Origin of the sequence: Cupriavidus necator A5-1, from assembly GCF_000744095.1 — a bacterium.
Classification (GTDB): Bacteria; Pseudomonadota; Gammaproteobacteria; order Burkholderiales; family Burkholderiaceae; genus Cupriavidus; species Cupriavidus necator_A.
Genome location: NZ_JQLI01000001.1, coordinates 2,176,272 through 2,195,966, shown reverse-complemented (window position 1 = coordinate 2,195,966; position 19,695 = coordinate 2,176,272). Strand labels below are relative to the sequence as shown.

Sequence of the window (19,695 nt, the reverse complement as noted above, 5' to 3'; positions counted from 1 at the left end):
CGCCGTTACGATGATTTTCTTACGCGCAGATACCACTCCACCAGAAGTCTCACTTGCTTGGGCGTGTACCCCTTCTCGACCATGCGGTTGACGAAGTTCTCGTGCTTGTCCTGGTCTTCGCGAGAAGACTTGGCGTTGAACGAGATCACCGGCAGCAGGTCCTCCGTGGTGGAGAACATGCGCTTCTCGATCACCATCCGCAGCTTTTCATAGCTGGTCCAGACCGGGTTCTTGCCACTGTTGTTGGCCCGCGCCCGCAGCACGAAGTTGACGATCTCATTGCGGAAGTCCTTCGGGTTGGAGATACCCGCGGGTTTTTCCACTTTCTCCAGCTCGTCGTTCAGCGCGTTGCGGTCGAGGATTTCACCGGTATTCGGATCTCGGTACTCCTGGTCCTGGATCCACAGGTCGGCGAACACTACATAGCGGTCGAAGATGTTCTGGCCATATTCGGAATACGACTCCAGGTACGCGGTCTGGATCTCCTTGCCGATGAACTCCACGAACGGCGTGGTCAGGTACTCCTTGATGTGCGAGAGCAGCTTGGCTTCCTGTTCCGGCGGGAACTGCTCGCGCTCGATCTGCTGTTCGAGCACGTACAACAGGTGCACCGGGTTGGCCGCCACTTCGGTGTTGTCGAAGTTGAAGACCTTGGACAGGACCTTGAACGCGAAGCGCGTCGACAGCCCGTTCATGCCCTCGTCGATGCCGGCATAGTCGCGGTACTCCTGGTACGACTTCGCCTTCGGGTCCACGTCCTTCAGGCTCTCGCCGTCATAGACGCGCATCTTCGAGAAGACGTTCGAGTTCTCGGGCTCCTTGATGCGAGTGAGCACCGCGAACTGCGCCATCATCTTCAGCGTGTTGGGCGCACACGGCGCAGCCGACAGCGAACTGCAGCGCAGCAGCTTGTCGTAGATCTTCACCTCGTCGGACACGCGCAGCACGTATGGCACCTTGACGATGTAGATACGGTCCAGGAATGCCTCGTTGTTCTTGTCCGACTTGAAGGTCGTCCACTCCGCCTCGTTCGAGTGCGCCAGGATGATGCCATCGAACGGGATCGCGCCGAAGCCTTCAGTGCCCTTGTAGTTGCCTTCCTGCGTCGCGGTCAGCAGGGGGTGCAGCACCTTGATCGGGGCCTTGAACATTTCGACGAACTCGAGCAGGCCGCGGTTGGCCAGGCACAGGCCGCCGGAATACGAGTACGCGTCCGGATCGTCCTGCGGGAAGTCCTCGAGCTTGCGGATGTCCACCTTGCCCACCAGCGACGAGATGTCCTGGTTATTCTCGTCGCCCGGCTCGGTCTTCGAGATCGCGATCTGCGACAGCACCGACGGGCGCAGCTTGACCACGCGGAACCTGGTGATGTCGCCGTTGAACTCATGCAGGCGCTTCACCGCCCAAGGCGAGGCGATGGTGTTCAGGTAGCGGATCGGAATGCCGTAATCCTCTTCGAGGATCTTGCCGTCTTCTTCCGGCGCGAACAGGCCCAGCGGCGACTCATGGATCGGCGACCCCTTGAGCGCGTAGATGGGGATCTGCTCCATCAACGCCTTGAGCTTCTCCGCGAGCGAGGACTTGCCGCCGCCAGGAGGCCCGAGCAGATACAGGATCTGCTTGCGCTCTTCCAGGCCCTGCGCCGCGTGCTTGAAGAACGAGACGATCTGCTCGATCGTGTCCTCCATGCCGTAGAAATCGCGGAAGGCCGGATAGATGCGGATGACCTTGTTGAAGAACAGTCGGGACAGCCTGGGGTCATGATGGGTATCCACCAGTTCAGGCTGGCCGATCGCGGCAAGCATGCGCTCGGCAGCGGTCGCGTAGGCAGTAGGATCCTTCTTGCAGATTTCCAGGTATTCCTGGATGGTGTATTCCTCTTCCTTGCGAGCTTCGAAGCGCGTAGCGTAGTGGCCGAAAATGTCCATACCTCACTCCCGTCAGAGTCCACGTCCGAGGCGAAGGTAGTTCTACCCCAAAGACTTCACCCCAACTTTGGCGGTGCACCACCCCGGCCTGGCCACCTGTCATGTTGCGAAGTCTTTACTTCATCATAGTCAAATAACGGCGATGGTGGAGGCCGAGTTGACGAATCGTGCATCCATGCAACGGCTGTTTCTGTGCTGCATTTTCTGCCGGATTTCGCTGTCAGCTTTTGGCTGATTTCCGCTCTGCGCTTCGCCCCCGCACGCGACGGGCCATTGACTATGCTTGTGACACACCTTACACCTTTCCCGCCAAGCGTGCACAGCCGGTTTTGTAACCGGAAGCACAAAAGCCGGGCACAGGTGCCGGCTTTCGCTCAGTTTCAGAATTTGCTTCTGCGCGCACTAGCACGCGGACACTGCTGATAGCGAAGCGCGTCAGAGCGTGCGCGCCACCAGCTCCTTCATGATCTCGTTGGAGCCGCCGTAGATCTTGCCCACACGTGCGTTGGCGTACATTCGCGCGATCGGGTATTCCAGCATATAGCCGTAGCCGCCGTGCAACTGCAGGCACTCGTCGATGATCTCGCAGTTCTTCTGCGTGCACCACCACTTCGCCATCGCCGCGGTGGCGGCGTCGAGCGTGCCCGCCATCAGCCGCATCATGCAGTCGTCGACGAAAGTCGCGGCGATGGTCGCCTCGGTCTTGCATTCGGCCAGGCGAAAACGCGTGTTCTGCAGGTTCGCCAGCGGCTGGCCGAACACCTTGCGCTCGCGCACATATTCAGTGGTGAGCTCGATCGCGCGCTGCATCGACGCGGTCGCGCCGAGGGCGATGATCATCCGCTCCTGCGGCAGCTGCTGCATGAGCTGATAAAAACCCTGGCCCTCCTGCTCGCCGAGCAGGTTCTCGCATGGCACCAGCACGTCGTCGAAGAAGAGTTCGGCGGTGTCCTGGCCCTTCTGCCCGATCTTCTCCAGGATGCGCCCGCGGCGGAAGCCCGGCAGGTCGCGCGTCTCGATCATGATCAGCGAGACGCCGCGCGAGCCGGCCTGCGGATCGGTCTTGGCGACCAGGCAAACCAGGTCGGCGTGGTAACCGTTCGTAATAAAAGTCTTTGCACCGTTTATGCGATAGCAGTCTCCGTTCTGGGTCTGTTCCCGCACCGCGCGGGTGCGTACCGATTTGAGGTCGGAACCCGCGCCAGGTTCCGACATGGCGATGGCGGCCACCATCTGGCCGCTGGCCATCTGTGGCAGCCATTTGCGCTTCTGCGCCTCGGTGCCGTAGTTGAGCACGTAATGTGCCACGATGCCGCTGTGCACGTTGTTGCCCAGGCTGGTGCAGATGGCGCGCGCCATCTCGCGCGTGATCACGGCCTCGTGCGCAAAGCTGCCCCCGCCGCCGCCGTACTCCTCCGGGAGGCTGGCGCACAGGATGCCGGCCTGGCCGGCGCGGCGCCACATGTCGCGGTCGATATAGCCCTGTTCGGCCCAGCGGGCCTCGTTCGGCGCCAGTTCGCGCTCGACGAAGCGGCGTACGGTTTCCTGGAACATGGCCAGGTCTTCGGTCATCCAGGGGGTCTGGCGTGCGGCGGGCGCCGCGTGCTGGTCGTGGGATCCCATATTGGTGTGCTGATGCAAGGGTAAACGAGGAGTCGGAAGGCCGCGGAGCCGGTCCTGCCGGCCGCATGCCTGTATACGTAAACGGTGCGATGGCGAACCGACCGGCTGCTGCAATGCATCAACCGGCCGGCGCGTCCAGTCAGTCGGGCCAGCGATAGCGCAGCGGTTGCTTGGCCATGAAGCGGTTGGCGGCTTCCATCCGGTAGTCGGTGGAGAAGGCGATGCCCTGCCCGTCCGCTTCCATCGCCAGCATGGTGTGCAGGTCCTGGTTCAGCGAGGCGTTCAACGCCTGCTTGGTCAGGCCGACCGCCACCGGCGAGGCTTCGGTGAAAGCGCGCGCCAGCGCCTGCGCACGCGCGCTCAGGCTTTCCTGTGGCACGATTTCCATGACGATGCCAAGGTTTTGCGCTTCCGCGGCACTGAGCTCCTTCATCGAGAACATCAGTGCCTTGGCGCGCTGCACGCCGACAATCCGCGGCAGCGTGTAGAACACGCCACAATCCGGGATCAGCCCCATGCGCAGGAACGGCAGGCCGAAGCGCGCCCGGGGTGTCGCCAGGATGATGTCGGCGGTCAGCGCCAGACTGAAGCCGGCGCCATAGGCGGCGCCGTCGACCGCGGCAATCACCGGCACATCGAGCTGGATCAGGTCTTCCAGCCAGCCGTGCGCCTGCTGCAGGCGGCGGCGCCCCTGCGGCGCGCTCATTTCGGTCTGCATCGAGCTGATATCGCCGCCCGAGCAGAATTCCGTGCCGGCGCCTGTCAGGATCAGCGCGCGCACGTTTTCGTCGGCACGTACCTGCCGAATCACTTCCCCGATCTCGCCGCGCATGGGGATGGACAGCGCATTGCGGCGCGCGGGGAAGTCGAGGGTCAGGGTGGCGATCCCATCCTCGACGGCAAAGCGGATGTATTCCATGGATGCACTCCGGAAAGGCTGGCTCAGTCGAGCTGGATGTTGGCGTCGCGCACGATCTTGGCCCACTTGGGCGTGTCGCCGCTGACCACCGTGGCGAGCTCCTGCGGCGTCGACCCCACCGGTTGCAGGCCCATGCCGGCCAGCTTCTGCGTCACCTCGGGCAGGCGCACGATGCGCGCGGTCTCGGCCGCCAGCTTCGCGGTCACGTCCTTGGGCGCGCCGCCCGGCAGGAACAGTCCGAACCAGCCATTGGGCTCGAAGCCCGGCAAGCCGAGTTCGGTGAAGGTCTGCACATTGGGCAACGCCTTATAGCGCTGGCTGCCGGTGATGCCAAGGATCTTGAACTTGTTGCTGGTCAGGTGCGCGTTGGCCGAGGTCACGTCGACGAAGGCCGAGTCCACCTGCCCGCCGAGCAGGTCGCTGATCAGCGGCGCTGCGCCCTTGTACGGGATGTGGGTCAGCTCGATACCGGCCTGCTGCTTGAGCAGCTCGCCATGCAGGTGCGACGAGGTACCGTTGCCATAAGAGCCGTAGCTGAGCTTGCCCGCCTTGGCCAGCGCCAGGAACTCGCGCAAGTTGTTGGCCGGCACGCGGTTGGGCACCACGAACAGGTCCGACGATTTGGCGATCAGCGACACCGGCGTGAAGTCCCTGGCCACGTCGTACGGCATGCGCTTGTACAGGCTGGGTGACTGGATCAGCGCGGTGATCGCCAGCAGAATGGTGTAGCCGTCGGCCGGCGCCTTGGCGACCATGTCGTTGCCGAGCATGCCGCTGGCGCCGGGCTTGTTCTCCACCACCACCGGCTGGCCCAGGCTCTCGGCCAGGCGCTGGCCGATCAGGCGCCCCACGGTGTCGGTGCCGCCGCCGGCCGGGTACGGCACGATCATGCGGATCGGCTTGCTCGGATACGGCTGCTGCGCCAGGGCCGTGCCCGCGCTGCCAAGGACGGCCGCGCCGGCCAGGGTGCCGGCCTGCGCCAGCCAGTTGCGTCTGCTCTGCTGCATGCTGTCTCTCTCTTTCTTTCTTTATGTCGCGGCGAGGCTCAGGCGCGCGGGTTGTCCGCCTGCATCTCGCGTTCCTGCAGGGCGCGCCACTGGATCTTGCCGGTGGCGGACTTGGGCAGCGCATCGACAAGATCGACGATGCGCGGCACCTTGTACGCGGCCAGGCGCTCGCGGCACCAGGCCATGATGCTTTCCGGATCGGCCCCGGCGGTGCCGCGCGCTTCGGGGCGCAGTGCCACCACGGCCTTGACGGTCTCGCCGCGGCGCTCGTCGCGCGCGGCGATCACGCAGGCCTCGTGGATGGCAGGGTGCGCGTACAGCAGGTTCTCCACCTCGGCCGGCCACACCTTGAAGCCGGAGGCGTTGATCATGCGCTTGAGGCGATCGCGCATGAAGAAGTAGCCCTCTTCGTCCATGAAGCCCAGGTCGCCGGTGCGCAGGAAGCGTTTGCCGTCGAGCTCGATAAACGAAGCCTCGTTGGCCTCCGGGTTGCCCCAGTAGCCGAGCATCACCTGGCCGCCGTGGGCGACGATCTCGCCGGTCTGGCCCTGCAGCAGTTCCTGCAGCGTCTCCGGGTCGATCACGCGCGCATCGACGCCAAAGGTGGCGATGCCCAGGCACTCGCGCTTGGGCTTGTGGCGCGGGTTGGAGAGCAGGAACGACGCGGTCTCGGTCATGCCATAGGCTTCGACGTACGGCAGGTTGAAGCGCTCCTGCAGCATGTTGGCGACCGCGTCCGGCATGGCCGCGCCGCCGCCACCGAGGTAGGCCAGGCTCGACAGGTCGCGGCTGCCCAGGTCGGGCTGCGCGAAGAAGTCCACCAGCATCGCCGGCGGCGCGCCCCAGACCGAGACGCGGTAGCGCTCGATCAGGTCGGCGGCCAGCGCGCGGTCCCAGCGCGGCATCAGCACCACGGTGGCGCCGAGATATAGCGGCGAGTTCATGCAGTTCTGCATGCCGAGCAGGTGGAACATCGGCGCCACCGCCAGCACCACCGCCTCGGGCGTGCTGCTGCGCCAGATCTGCGAGCCCACCGCCGCGGTCATCAGCGTGCCGTGGGTATGCATGCAGCCCTTGGGGTTGCCGGTGGTGCCGGAGGTATAGGCCAGCATGCACAGCGTGTCGTAGCCGGCCTGGTGCGGCAGCGGGCGATGCCCGGCCGCGCTCGCTGCGTGCCACGCCACCGGCATCGCGCCAGACGACGCGGCCTGCAGCGCGGGCGCGGGCTCGCACAGCCAGTCCGGCACCGGCAGGCCACCGTGCTCGCGCAGCATGCCGGCGTAGTCGTGCACGATCACATGGCGCAGCGCCGGGCCGTGCAGCGGCGCCATGCGCTGGTAGAGCTCGCTGCCGGCAAAGGCGGCCACCGCGCCGCTATCGTCAACCACGTGGGCCAGTTCGGCCTCCAGCCACATCGGGTTGGCCGGCACCACCACGCCCTCGGCGCGCAGGATCGCGTAGTAGGCAATGATGTACTGCGGGCAGTTCTGGCTGAACAGCACCACGCGGTCGCCCGGCTGGATGCCGCAGGCCTGCTGCAGGTAGCCCGCCATGCGTTCGATCTCGTCCTGGAGCTGCGCGTACGTGATCGCGGTACCGAAATACTGGATCGCGGTCTTGTCCGGATAGCGGCGCGCCGCGGCCTCGACGTTGTAGAACAGGCTGGTGCGCGGCGTATGCAGCGTGGCCGGCAGGCCGGGGGGCCAGGCAGGAGAGCGGAACGGCTGGTGGTGACTTGTAGCAGGCTTCATATGCGGCAGATCAGCAGGTGAATCAATCAGGGCTCAATCCAGGCGGATGTTGTTGACGCGGATGACCTTGCCCCAGCGGGCGTAGTCGGCCTGGACGACCTGGGCGAAGGCATCGGGCGTGCTGCCGGTCAGCACGATGCCCAGGTCGTTCATGCGCTTGCGCACGTCGGGCTGGGCGAGGATGCGGTTGACGTCGGCCGAGAACTTGTCGACGATGGGCCGCGGCGTGGCGGCGGGCAAGAACAGGCCGAACCAGCCCTGCCCGTCCATGCCGGCCACGCCCGCTTCGCGGAAGGTGGGCACGTCCGGCAGGTGCGGCGAGCGGCCGCCGCCGGTGACCGCCAGCGCGCGCAGGCGTCCGGTGGCGTTATGCGGCTTGGCGCCCATCACCGAGATGATCGCGGCGGGCACCTGTCCGCCGAGCAGGTCGTTCAGCTCGGGCGCCTCGCCCTTGTACGAGACGTGCACCATGTCGAGCTTGGCCGACTCCTTGAAGATCTCGCCATACAGGTGGCCGCTCGAGCCGGTGCCGTAGGAGCCGTAGGAGAACTGCTTGGGCCTGGAGCGGACCAGTTCGATGAATTCCTTCAGGTTGTTGGCCGGCACCGAGCTGTGCACGGCAAACACCAGGTTGGTGGTGCCCAGCTCTGACACCGCGACAAGATCCTTGACCGGGTCGAACGGCGGCTTGCTGTAGAGGCTGGGCGCCTGCACCAGCGTGGTAATGGTCAGCAGCGCGGTGTGGCCGTCGGCTTCGGCGCGGGCCACCGCTTCGGAGCCGATCATGCTGCTGGCGCCGGGGCGGTTCTCTACCACCACCGGGCGCTTCCAGGCCTTGCCGAGGCCGTCGGCCAGCGCGCGCGCCAGCACGTCAGTGGCGCCGCCGGCCGGGTATGGCACCACCAGGCGCACCGGCTTCGACGGGAACTCGCCCTGTGCCCAGGCGGCACCTGTGGCCAGCATCCCGGCCGCGGCGGCGGCTACGGTCATGACCCCGGCGCTGAGGCGCCGCAATGCATTACGACGATTTTCCTGCATGGGCTTGTCTCCTTTGGTGTCTGGAAGCGGGCGCGGGGCTCTGGCCCCTTTTTGCGTCCCGCCTGGCCGGTGCGTGCCAGCCTTCTCTTGTCGGCGTGCGGGCAGTGCTGCCCGCAGGTGTCCGTGTTATGAGCCGGAGAGTGCGCGATGCTGCAGTGCTTGGACAATGACCAGACCCGCCAAAATGATTGGCCGAATCGTTCAGGCGGAAGACAGCCTTTGGCAAATCCCGATTGTGCGGTGCGCGCGCGGCTTGCTAAGGTGGCAAAAAAACCGGCCAAGCCCGCGAATATGACCGCCGCGCCCTACCTGGCGCCGGCGCGTCACCCCGACCAGGAGACCCATGCATAGCGCCGCCCTGTCATCGCACCGACCGCCCGTGCGGGGTAAGCTGCACATCGCCGGTCCGCTGCCGGCCCCGCTGGACAAGCCTCTGGTTCGACCTGCCGAGCCGTCGCCCGCCACGGTCACGCCGGCGCGCCACACCATCGCGACCAAGCATGTCGACCACATCCTGCTGGGCGCGCGGCGGCTCGGCCTGGACATCGACGCGCTGCTGCGCCGCGCCGGCATTTCGCCGGCCCTGCTGGCCTCGCCCAGCGCGCGCGTTACCCAGGGCCAGTACGCCGCGCTGATCCGCACGCTGCGCCGCGTCACGCGCGACGAGCTGTGGGGCTTGCTGGACCGGCCGGTCACGCCGGGCGTGTTCGCCCAGGTCTGCGCCAGCCTGGTCCACTGCGCCACGCTCGAAGACGCCATCCGCACCGGGATGCGCCTGTACCGGCTGCATGTCGACGCCTTCGCGCCGCGCCTGCACCTGAGCGCCGACGGCCAGACCGCCACGGTGGAGCTGCACCCGCGCGTGCCGGCCTCGGCCTGCCGCAGCTTTGCCGAGTCGACCTTTGTCTTCCATGGCTATGCGCTGGTCAGCTGGCTGGTGGCGCAGCATATCCCGCTGCGCCGCGTCGACCTGAGCGCCGCGCCCTCGCAGGGCGGCACCGACACCGAGCGCGTGTTCAAGGCCGCCGTGCACTACGGCCAGCCCGTCACCGCACTGCATTTCGACGCCGCCTGCCTGCGCCTGCCGGTGATGCAGGACGCCGCCAGCCTGCGCGAGTTCCTGTGCGAGACCCCGCGCAACCTGCTGATCCGCTACCGCGACAACTGCTGCCTGGCCGAGCGCATCCGCCAGCACCTGCGCTCGCACCTGGACGACGAACTGCCCTCGCTGGAGCAAATGGCCCAGTTGCTGCGGCTGACGCCGCAGACCCTGCGCCGCCGGCTGCGCGACGAAGGCCGCGGCTACCAGAGCATCAAGGACAGCCTGCGCCGCGACGTCGCCATCGGCATGCTGGAACGGCCGGGCATGACGCTGCAGGATGTGGCGCTGCGGCTCGGCTTCTCGGAGCCGAGCACCTTCCATCGCGCGTTCAAGAAATGGACGGGCGTGGCCCCGGGCGAGTACCGCCTGCGGGGGATGCGGGGCGAGGGCGTGCCGGGCTGAGGCAAGCTTCTGCGGCAGGCGGCCGCGCGCTAGCGCTGGCCGGCCGTCGACCCGGTCCGTTGGCCGACCTGGATCATCCCCTCCCGGGGCAGCGGCACCTGCAGCGTCGCCAGCAGCAAGCCCATGCCGGCAAGGATGCGGTACTGGCTGGCCAGCTCGGTGTATTGGCCGGTCACGAAGGCGGTGCGGGCGCTGAAGTACTCGTTCTCGGCATTGAGCAGGTCAAGCAGGCTGCGCTGCCCGATCCGGAACTGCTTGCCGTAGCTGAGGCGCGTGGCATCGCTGGCCTCGACGTATTGCCCGAGGCTCGCCAGCCGGTCCTGCGCGGTCAGGTAGGCGTTATAGGCCTGGGACACGCTTTCCTGCACCTGCCGGCGCAGCCGGTCCAGGTTCTGTTCGGCTTCCTGTACCTGGTAGCCGGCCTCATTGATGCGCGCCTTGTCGGCATTGCCACGGAACAGGTTGTAGCGCACGCGCAGCATCACGCTGCGCTCGTCGGTGGTGCCGAGCACGCGGTCACGGTCGCGCGCCACGCCGACCTCCAGATCCAGCCTCGGCCACAGCGCCGCCTTGGCCAGCGAGCGGCCGGCCTGCGCTTCGGCGATATCGGCCTGCCCGGCACCCAACGCGGGATGGCTGGCGCTTGCCACCTGCTGCGCCTCCCGTTCGGTGGCGGGCAATACCGCCGACAGCGATTCCGGCCTGGACAATGCCTGCGGCGTCGCGCCGACCACGCGCAGGAACGCCGTCACCGCGTCCTGCAGGCTGCCCTGCTCGGCCCGCAGGCTGGCCTTGGCCAGCGCCAGGCGGCTCTCGGCCTGGTACAGGTCGGCACGGCGCAGCACCCCGTTGTCGGCGCCAAGCCGGATCTGGTCGTAGATGTGCTGGTGCGCTTCCAGATTGGCCACGCCGATGGCTACCGTTTCCTGGCGGCGCAGCACCTCCACGTAGACGCCGACCGTGCGCAGCGCGATGTCTTCGGCCGTCGCACCGACCCGGTAAGCCGCGCCGTCGATCCGTGCGCCCTGGCGCTCCACGTCGCTGCTGGTGGCAAAGCCGTCGAACAGCATCTGCGAGATCGTCACGCCGGCCGCGTGGCTGGCATAGGAAGCATCGGACAGGCCCATCAGGCGCGTGCTGTGGCTGTCCAGGCGGACGCGGCCGGTGGCGGCGTTGACATCGACGCGCGGCAGGTAGCCGGCGCGCGCCTGCGTCAACCCCTCGTCCGCGGCCAGCCGGCGGCTGCCCGCCGCGAGCACTTCGGGATTGGTGTGCACGGCTTGCTCGACTGCCTGGCGCAGCGCCTGGGCTGCCGCGTGATGCGGCACCACCATGGCAGCCCATAGCAGTACGTGTGCCAGCCGGCACCCTGTCGTTGTCATGCTTCCCCCACTCGGGCGCACCCGCTGCCGCGTATCGGCTTGCCTGCGCGATACGGAAAGCGGTGCGCTACCCGTTTATTATGGTTTTTAACTTCACCGGAGTCCGGTTGCTGCCGTGCTGCTGTTTCCTTTCTGAACCCGCCACCGGCCGTACGCCTCAGACCGTGTGGATATTGCCGTTGCTCAACAGCGTGTTGAGATCCAGCCCTACCACGCCCTGCAGCACGGCAACGTCCTGGAATGCGGCGGCCGTGCCACTGCCATCGCGGTCCAGGCTGACCACGGTATTGCCATCGACCTCCGACAGGCGGACGAACTGCCCGGCATTGGCAGCGGTAACGGTGACGCCGGAGAGCAGATCAGACAAATCCAACACATCGCCGCCCGCAGCCGCGGGCGCACGGTCAAAATCGGTGATCTTGTCCACCGAGGCCGGGTCGGCCCGGAGAAAGGCGAAGGTATCGCTGCCTGCACCGCCGGTGAGAATGTCGACACCGGCGCCGCCAATCAGGGTATCGTTGCCGCTGCCACCAGCCAGGTTGTCGTCGCCGGCGCCACCACGCAGCACGTCGTTGCCACTCGAGCCAATGAGATTGTCGCTGAAGGCCGAGCCGACCACGCCTTCCATGTTCCTGTAGGTATCCGTGCCAAGTCCGACTGCGCTCAGGTTCACCGTGGCGTCTGTGCTGCTCTGTGTCAGCGAAATATTCACGGCCCCGGTGGCATCGGAGAAATCCAGCAGGTCGATGCCCGCACCGCCATTGATGGTGTCGTTGCCGGCGCCAGCGCGGATAATATCGTTGGCGGAGCTGCCGGTGAGCGTATCGTTGTAGGCCGACCCGATCACCCCCTCAATATTGCTGTAGGTGTCTTTACCCAGCCCGCCACCCAGAGTGACCTGGGTCCCGCTACTGCTCTGCGTCAGGCTAAACGTGATCGCGCCGGTTGCATCGGAGAAATCCAGCATGTCGATGCCCAACCCGCCGTCAATGACATCGTTACTGGCGCCCCCTCGCAAGACGTCGTCGCCGGTTCCGCCGTTGAGGGTGTCGGCAGCGCCGCCGCCAATGAAGACGTCACCCACGCCGGCACCAGTCATGGTGTCGGAATTGCCGCCACCATCCAGATAAGACGCCTGGTAACTGAGATTCTCAAGCGAAAAGCCGGCAGAACTGTTCTTGTCCATAACGTTGACGGTCACCGTCGCCGTGCTGGTGCCACCTGCGCCGTCGGAGACGGTATAGCTGAAGCTGCCCGACGTCGACTTGTTGTCACTGTCGAACTCGATGAAGGTGCCATTGCTTTCAGTGACAAGCCTGAGGCCGGAAACCGTGCCGGAGGCGGAATCGACCGCAGTAATAGACAAGGCTCGTCCGTCGATATCGACATCATTGCCAAGCAGCGCGCTCACCGGAATCAGGATGTTGCTGGTGCTATTCGATACATAGACAACGTCCCCTGCTGCCACCGGCGCATCGTTGACGGGATTGAGCGCAATCGCCACCGTATCGGTATCGACCGAAGCGCCATCGTTGGTCTGCATCTGCAACGATGCAGTGCCTGCGTAATCTTTCTCGCCAAGGAAGCTCATGCCATTCAGCGCAGCATTGATTGCCGCATCGCTGCCCGTGAATGTCATGGTGCTGTCCGCGGTGCCGTCGCCCGACAGGAACTGCAGCCCGGCAACGCCGCTGAGCGTGATCGCGCCGTGGCTTGCGCTCAGTGTCACGGTGTGGCTCGCGTTGTCCACGTCAGATATGCTGAGTGCATTGCCGTTGGCGGTACGGAACACCAATGGCGTATCTTCGTTGACCACCTGCGCCAGGGGCACGGCGTTCACCGCAGCATCGTTGGTGCCGGTGATGTTGACGGTGATCGCCTGGGTGGCGGTGAGATCGGCCGACTGCACGGACAGCGAGTCGGTCACATGCTGGCCCGCGCCGAGGGACTGGGCCTTGCTGTTGTCCAGCGTGTAGGTCCAGGCGCCAGTACTGCTGTCGAACGTGAAAGTCCCATACTGCCCGGCCAGGCTTGCCGGCGCCACGGTGGCAAAGTGCGCTTCGCCGCTATCGATATCGCTGACGATCAGCGTGCCGCTGGCCGAAGGGTCGCCGGGAATGGCATTTCCTGCCCCACCGGCCTCGGTCACCGAGGTGTCCTCGCTGGCTGACGACGTGATCGTGGCGTAGTCATTTGCGCCGGTGATGTTGACGGTGATAGTCTGCTGCGCGGTATGGTCGAACGAAGCCACCGTCAGTGAATCGCTGACGTGCTGGGCTGCGGTCAATGCATTGGCCTTGCTGTTGTCCAGCGTATAGCTCCAGGCGCCGGTATTGCTGTCGAACGTGAAGCTGCCATATTTCCCAGCCAGGCTGCCCGGTAGCACCGTGGTAAAGTGTGCTTCGCCGGTATCGACATCGCTGACTGTCAGCGTGCCGCTGGCGGAGGCGTCGCCAGCAATCGCATTGGCCGCGCCGCCCGATTCGGTCACCGACGTGTCCTCGCTGCCCGAAGCCGTGATGGTGGCGTGGTCGTTGGCGCCGGTGATGTTGACCGTGATGGTCTGCTGCGCGGTCTGGTCTGCCGAAACCACCGTCAGCGAATCGCTGGCCTGTTGGCCCGCGGTCAACGCGTCAGCCTTGCTGTTGTCCAGCGTATAGGTCCACGCTCCGGTACTGCTGTCGAACGTGAAAGTTCCGTACTGCCCGGCCAGGCTTGCCGGCGCCACGGCGGCAAAGTGCGCTTCGCCCCTGTCGATATCGCTGACGATCAGCGTGCCGCTGGCCGACACATCGCCAGGGACGGCGTTTCCTGCGCCGCCTGCTTCGGCCACCGAGGTATCTTCGCTCGCCGACGCCGTGATGGTGGCATGGTCGTTAGCGCCAGCGATGTTTACCGTGATGGTTTGCTGTGCGGTCAGGTCGGCCGATGAGACGGTCAGCGAATCGCTGACTTGCTGCGCCGCGGTCAGCGCGTCAGCTTTACTGTTGTCGAGCGTATAGGTCCACGCCCCGGTATTGCTGTCGAAGGTGAAGGTGCCGTACTGCCCGACCAGACTGTCCGGCGGCACGGCAGCGAAGTGCGCTTCGCCGTTATCGACATCGCTGACTGTCAGCGTGCCGCTGGCGGAGACGTCGCCAGCGATCGCATTGGCCGCGCCGCCCGCTTCGGTCACCGACGTGTCCTCGCTGCCCGACGCCGTGATGGCGGCGTGGTCGTTGGCGCCGGTGATGTTGACCGTGATGGTCCGGTGCGCGGTCAGGTCGGCGGAAGCCACCGTCAGCGAATCACTGGCCTGCTGACCAGCGGTCAGCCCATCAGCCTTGCTGTTGTCCAGGGTGTAGGTCCACGTACCGGAACCGGAGTCGAACGTAAAGGTGCCGTACTGCCCGACCAGACTGGCCGGCGACACCGCAGCAAAGTGTGCTTCGCCGGTATCGACATCGCTGACGGTCAGCGTGCCGCTGGCGGAGGCGTCTCCGGCATTGGCATTGGCTGCCCCGCCAGCTTCGGTCAGCGAGGTGTCCTCGCTGACCGATGCCGCGATGGTGGCGTGGTCGTTCGCGCCGGTGATGTTGACCGTGATGGTCTGCTGCGCGGTCTGGTCGGCCGAAGCCACCTTCAGCGAATCGCTGACCTGCTGGCCCGCGGTCAATGCATCAGCCTTGCTGTTGTCCAGCGTGTAGGTCCACGCACCGGTATTGCTGTCAAACGTGAAGCTGCCATATTTCCCGGCCAGGCTGCCCGGTAGCACCGCGGTAAAGTGTGCTTCGCCGGTATCGACATCGCTGACGGTCAGCGTGCCGCTGGCGGAGGCATCGCCAAGAACGCCGTTGGCCGCGCCGCCCGCTTCGGTCACCGACGTGTCCTCGCTGCCCGACGCCGTGATGGCGGCGTAGTCGTTGGCGCCGGTGATGTTGACCGTGATGGTCTGCTGCGCGGTCTGGTCTGCCGAAACCACCGTCAGCGAATCGCTGACCTGCTGGCCAGCGGTCAATGCGTCAGCCTTGCTGTTGTCCAGCGTATAGCTCCAGGCGCCGGTATTGCTGTCAAACGTGAAGCTGCCATATTTCCCGGCCAGGCTGCCCGGTAGCACCGCGGTAAAGTGTGCTTCGCCGGTATCGACATCGCTGACGGTCAGCGCGCCGCTGGCGGAGGCATCGCCAAGAACGCCGTTGGCCGCGCCGCCCGCTTCGGTCACCGACGTGTCCTCGCTGCCCGACGCCGTGATAGCGGCATGGTCGTTGGAACCGACGATGTTGACCGTGATGGTCTGCTGCGCAGTCAGGTCTGCCGAAGCCACCGTCAGCGAATCGCTGACCTGCTGGCCAGCGGTCAATGCGTCAGCCTTGCTGTTGTCCAGCGTATAGCTCCAGGCGCCGGTATTGCTGTCGAACGTGAAGCTGCCATATTTCCCGGCCAGGCTGCCCGGTAGCACAGCAGAAAAGTGCGCTTCGCCGGCATCCACATCGCTGATGGTCAGCGTACCGCTGGCAGAGGCGTCGCCTGAGATCGCATTGGCCGCGCCGCCCGCTTCAGTCACCGCCGTGTCCTCGCTGCCCGACGCCGTGATAGCGGCATGGTCGTTGGAACCGACGATGTTGACCGTGATGGTCTGCTGCGCAGTCAGGTCTGCCGAAGCCACCGTCAGCGAATCGCTGACCTGCTGGCCCGCGGTCAATGCGTCAGCCTTGCTGTTGTCCAGCGTGTAGGTCCACGCTCCGGTATTGCTGTCGAACGTGAAGGTGCCATAGTGCCCGACCAGATTGGCCGGCGGCACCGCGGCAAAATGCGCCTCGCCGGTGTCGACATCGCTCACCGTCAACGTGCCGCTGGCGGCGGCATCGCCGGGAGCGCCGTTGGCCGCCCCGCCCGCTTCGGTCACCGACGTGTCTTCGCTACCCGACGCTGTAATGGCGGCGTGGTCGTTGGTGCCGATGATATTGACCGTGATGGTCTGCTGCGCAGTCTGGTCGGCGGAAGCCACCGTCAGCGAATCACTGGCCTGCTGACCAGCGGTCAGCCCATCAGCCTTGCTGTTGTCCAGGGTGTAGGTCCACGTACCGGAACCGGAGTCGAACGTAAAGGTGCCGTACTGCCCGACCAGACTGGCCGGCGACACCGCAGCAAAGTGTGCTTCGCCGGTATCGACATCGCTGACGGTCAGCGTGCCGCTGGCGGAGGCGTCTCCGGCATTGGCATTGGCTGCCCCGCCAGCTTCGGTCAGCGAGGTGTCCTCGCTGACCGATGCCGCGATGGTGGCGTGGTCGTTCGCGCCGGTGATGTTGACCGTGATGGTCTGCTGCGCGGTCTGGTCGGCCGAAGCCACCTTCAGCGAATCGCTGACCTGCTGGCCCGCGGTCAATGCATCAGCCTTGCTGTTGTCCAGCGTGTAGGTCCACGCACCGGTATTGCTGTCAAACGTGAAGCTGCCATATTTCCCGGCCAGGCTGCCCGGTAGCACCGCGGTAAAGTGTGCTTCGCCGGTATCGACATCGCTGACGGTCAGCGCGCCGCTGGCGGAGGCATCGCCAAGAACGCCGTTGGCCGCGCCGCCCGCTTCGGTCACCGACGTGTCCTCGCTGCCCGACGCCGTGATGGTGGCGTAGTCGTTGGCGCCGGTGATGTTGACCGTGATGGTCTGCTGCGCGGTCTGGTCTGCCGAAACCACCGTCAGCGAATCGCTGACCTGCTGGCCAGCGGTCAATGCGTCAGCCTTGCTGTTGTCCAGCGTGTAGGTCCACGCTCCGGTATTGCTGTCGAACGTGAAGGTGCCATAGTGCCCGACCAGATTGGCCGGCGGCACCGCGGCAAAATGCGCCTCGCCGGTGTCGACATCGCTCACCGTCAACGTGCCGCTGGCGGCGGCATCGCCGGGAGCGCCGTTGGCCGCCCCGCCCGCTTCGGTCACCGACGTGTCTTCGCTACCCGACGCTGTAATGGCGGCGTGGTCGTTGGTGCCGATGATATTGACCGTGATGGTCTGCTGCGCAGTCTGGTCGCCGGAAACAATCGTCAGTGAATCGCTGGCCTTCTGACCTGCTGTCAGCGATTCAGCCTTGTCGTTGTCGAGCGTATAGGTCCAGGCCCCGGTATTGGTATCGAAGGTAAAGAAGCCGTACTGCCCGAGCAAACTGGCAGTCGGGACGGCAGAAAAGTGCGCTTCGCCGGCATCGGCATCGCTGACCGTCAGCGTGCCGCTGGCGGAAACGTCGCCAGCAATCGCATTTGCCGCGCCGCCCGCTTCGGTCACCGACGTGTCCTCGCTGCCCGACGCCGTGATGGTGGCATGGTCGTTGGCGCCGGTGATGTTGACCGTGATGGTCTGCTGCGCGGTCTGGTCGGCTGAAGCCACCGTCAGCGAATCACTGACCTGCTGGCCAGCGGTCAGCCCATCGGCCTTGCTGTTGTCCAGCGTGTAGGTCCACGCACCGGTATTGCTGTCGAACGTGAAGCTGCCATATTTCCCGGCCAGGCTGCCCGGTAGCACCGCGGTAAAGTGTGCTTCGCCGGTATCGACATCGCTGACGGTCAGCGCGCCGCTGGCGGAGGCATCGCCAAGAACGCCGTTGGCCGCGCCGCCCGCTTCGGTCACCGACGTGTCCTCGCTGCCCGACGCCGTGATGGTGGCGTAGTCGTTGGCGCCGGTGATGTTGACCGTGATGGTCTGCTGCGCGGTCTGGTCTGCCGAAACCACCGTCAGCGAATCGCTGACCTGCTGGCCAGCGGTCAATGCGTCAGCCTTGCTGTTGTCCAGCGTATAGCTCCAGGCGCCGGTATTGCTGTCGAACGTGAAGCTGCCATATTTCCCGGCCAGGCTGCCCGGTAGCACAGCAGAAAAGTGCGCTTCGCCGGCATCCACATCGCTGATGGTCAGCGTACCGCTGGCGGAGGCGTCGCCTGAGATCGCATTGGCCGCGCCGCCCGCTTCAGTCACCGCCGTGTCCTCGCTGCCCGACGCCGTGATAGCGGCATGGTCGTTGGAACCGACGATGTTGACCGTGATGGTCTGCTGCGCAGTCAGGTCTGCCGAAGCCACCGTCAGCGAATCGCTGACCTGCTGGCCCGCGGTCAATGCGTCGGCCTTGCTGTTGTCCAGCGTATAGGTCCACGCGCCGGTATTGCTGTCGAAGGTAAAGGTGCCGTAGTGGCCAACCAGACCGGCGGGCGGCACGGCAGCAAAGTGCGCTTCGCCGGCATCGACATCGCCGACCGTCAGCGTGCCGCTGGCCGAGGCGTCGCCGGCGACGCCGTTGGCCACCCCACCCGCTTCGGTCACGGACGTGTCCTGGCTGCCCGAAGCCGTGATGGTTGCCCCATCATTGGCGCCGTTGATCCGGATGCTCAGCGACGATGCCGCGCCGGCCTGGCCGTCGGTCACGTCATAGCTGAACGTGTCCTGCACGTGCTCGCCTTGCCGCAATGCCTGCACCTGGCCATTGGCGTTATCCAGCATATAGCTGTAGCTGCCGTCCGCATTGATCGTCAGCGTGCCGTAGTGCCCGACATACGTGCCGGCATTGGCCACCGCCAGCACGTTGCCAGCGTCGACATCGCTGTCATTGGCCAGCACATTGCCGGTGATCGGGTTCGGCGAGTTGTCCTCGCCGATCGCGTGGGTATCGGCCATGGCAGTGGGCGCATGGTTCTCGTAGCCGGCAAAGTCCGACTTGGTCAGCTCGTGCAGGCCATTGAGCCTGATGACCATTTCCGCCGTCGCGGGATTGCCGTCGACATCCACATAGACATAGGTATTGCCGCCCGATTGCTGGAACCAGGCGCCATGGGACGTGGGCTGGCTCCCACCCCACTCAAAGCCGGTATTGCCCAGCACCGGGCGCAGGTCGAGGCGGTCCGCGCCACGCTGGAAGTCGGTGATGACATCCATACCGGCGGCCGTGGAGTCGGACACTGCGTTGTAGACGAACACGTCGCCGCCGCTGCCGCCGCTCAGCGTATCGCCGCCGCCCCCACCGCCGATGTTGTCGTCGCCGCCTTCGCCGTAGATGGTGTCCTTGCCGTTGCCGCCGGCGATGATGTCGTTGCCGCCCAGGGCGGCATTGTTGCCGTTGTCCCCGTAGATCAGGTCGTCGCCGTTGCCGCCATAGATACGGTCGTTACCCGGCTGGGCCGACTCATGGCCGCGCCCGAGCTGGTAGTCGGCGTAGCTGTCGTAGCCGTCGCCATACAGCGTATCGCCGCCGTTGTCGCCGGTGTAAAGCGCCGAGGAACCGTCGATGCTGCCGATCACGTCATCGCCGCTGCCGCCATAGACCGCGTCGGTGCCGTTGCCACCGGACAGGTTATCGTTGCCGCGCCCGCCGAATACGCGGTCCTTGCCATTGGCCCCCAGCAGCGTGTCGTTGCCATCGCCGCCTTCGACGATATCGTCACCGTTGCCCGCATCGACATAATCATTGCCATCGCCAGCGCTGACATAGTCATTGCCGTTACCGCTCAGGATGGTGTCGCTGGACGTGGTGCCGCTGATGTTGTCGCTGCCGTTGGTGCCATTCAGTGTTGCCATGATTTCCCTCTCTCCG

General features: G+C 65.5%; 9 protein-coding genes. 1 reads left to right on the top strand and 8 read right to left on the bottom strand.

All coding sequences use genetic code 11. The features are described 5' to 3' along the window. Positions 1 to 5: 5 nt before the first annotated feature. The 6 genes from K307_RS09650 to K307_RS09625 all read right to left on the bottom strand — a co-directional run bounded on the left by K307_RS09650 (position 6) and on the right by K307_RS09625 (position 8,266). On the bottom strand, positions 6 to 1,928 hold the full coding sequence (locus tag K307_RS09650; RefSeq protein WP_042877793.1) for a PrkA family serine protein kinase: 1,923 nt from the start codon (positions 1,926 to 1,928) through the stop codon (positions 6 to 8). Between the two features lie 435 nt (positions 1,929 to 2,363). Continuing rightward, complete coding sequence (locus K307_RS09645) at positions 2,364 to 3,551, bottom strand: acyl-CoA dehydrogenase family protein (protein WP_042877791.1); 1,188 nt, start codon at positions 3,549 to 3,551, stop codon at positions 2,364 to 2,366. 139 nt (positions 3,552 to 3,690) lie between these two features. Continuing rightward, positions 3,691 to 4,470, bottom strand: coding sequence for an enoyl-CoA hydratase/isomerase family protein (locus K307_RS09640; protein ID WP_042877789.1), 780 nt, complete (start codon positions 4,468 to 4,470; stop codon positions 3,691 to 3,693). A 23-nt stretch (positions 4,471 to 4,493) separates the two neighbouring features. Continuing rightward, positions 4,494 to 5,477, bottom strand: coding sequence for a Bug family tripartite tricarboxylate transporter substrate binding protein (locus tag K307_RS09635; protein ID WP_042877788.1), 984 nt, complete (start codon positions 5,475 to 5,477; stop codon positions 4,494 to 4,496). A 38-nt stretch (positions 5,478 to 5,515) separates the two neighbouring features. Continuing rightward, entirely contained in the window at positions 5,516 to 7,228 is a 1,713-nt protein-coding gene (locus tag K307_RS09630; RefSeq protein ID WP_042877786.1) for a long-chain fatty acid--CoA ligase, read from the bottom strand. 33 nt (positions 7,229 to 7,261) lie between these two features. Continuing rightward, positions 7,262 to 8,266, bottom strand: coding sequence for a tripartite tricarboxylate transporter substrate binding protein (locus K307_RS09625; RefSeq protein ID WP_042877784.1), 1,005 nt, complete (start codon positions 8,264 to 8,266; stop codon positions 7,262 to 7,264). A 343-nt stretch (positions 8,267 to 8,609) separates the two neighbouring features. On the opposite strand from K307_RS09625, the gene K307_RS09620 reads away from it, so the two are divergent. Then, the gene (locus tag K307_RS09620) at positions 8,610 to 9,770 is read left to right on the top strand and encodes an AraC family transcriptional regulator (protein WP_042877782.1); all 1,161 of its coding nucleotides are present in this window, start codon (positions 8,610 to 8,612) and stop codon (positions 9,768 to 9,770) included. A gap of 29 nt (positions 9,771 to 9,799) precedes the next feature. Here the strand turns inward: K307_RS09620 and K307_RS09615 are convergent, their stop codons facing one another. Together K307_RS09615 and K307_RS44820 are read right to left on the bottom strand one after the other, a co-directional pair. Continuing rightward, a complete protein-coding gene (locus K307_RS09615) occupies positions 9,800 to 11,152 on the bottom strand; it encodes a TolC family outer membrane protein (protein ID WP_042877781.1) in 1,353 nt (450 codons plus the stop codon). 157 nt (positions 11,153 to 11,309) lie between these two features. After that, positions 11,310 to 19,679, bottom strand: coding sequence for a beta strand repeat-containing protein (locus K307_RS44820; RefSeq protein WP_063771671.1), 8,370 nt, complete (start codon positions 19,677 to 19,679; stop codon positions 11,310 to 11,312). Positions 19,680 to 19,695 lie beyond the last annotated feature (16 nt).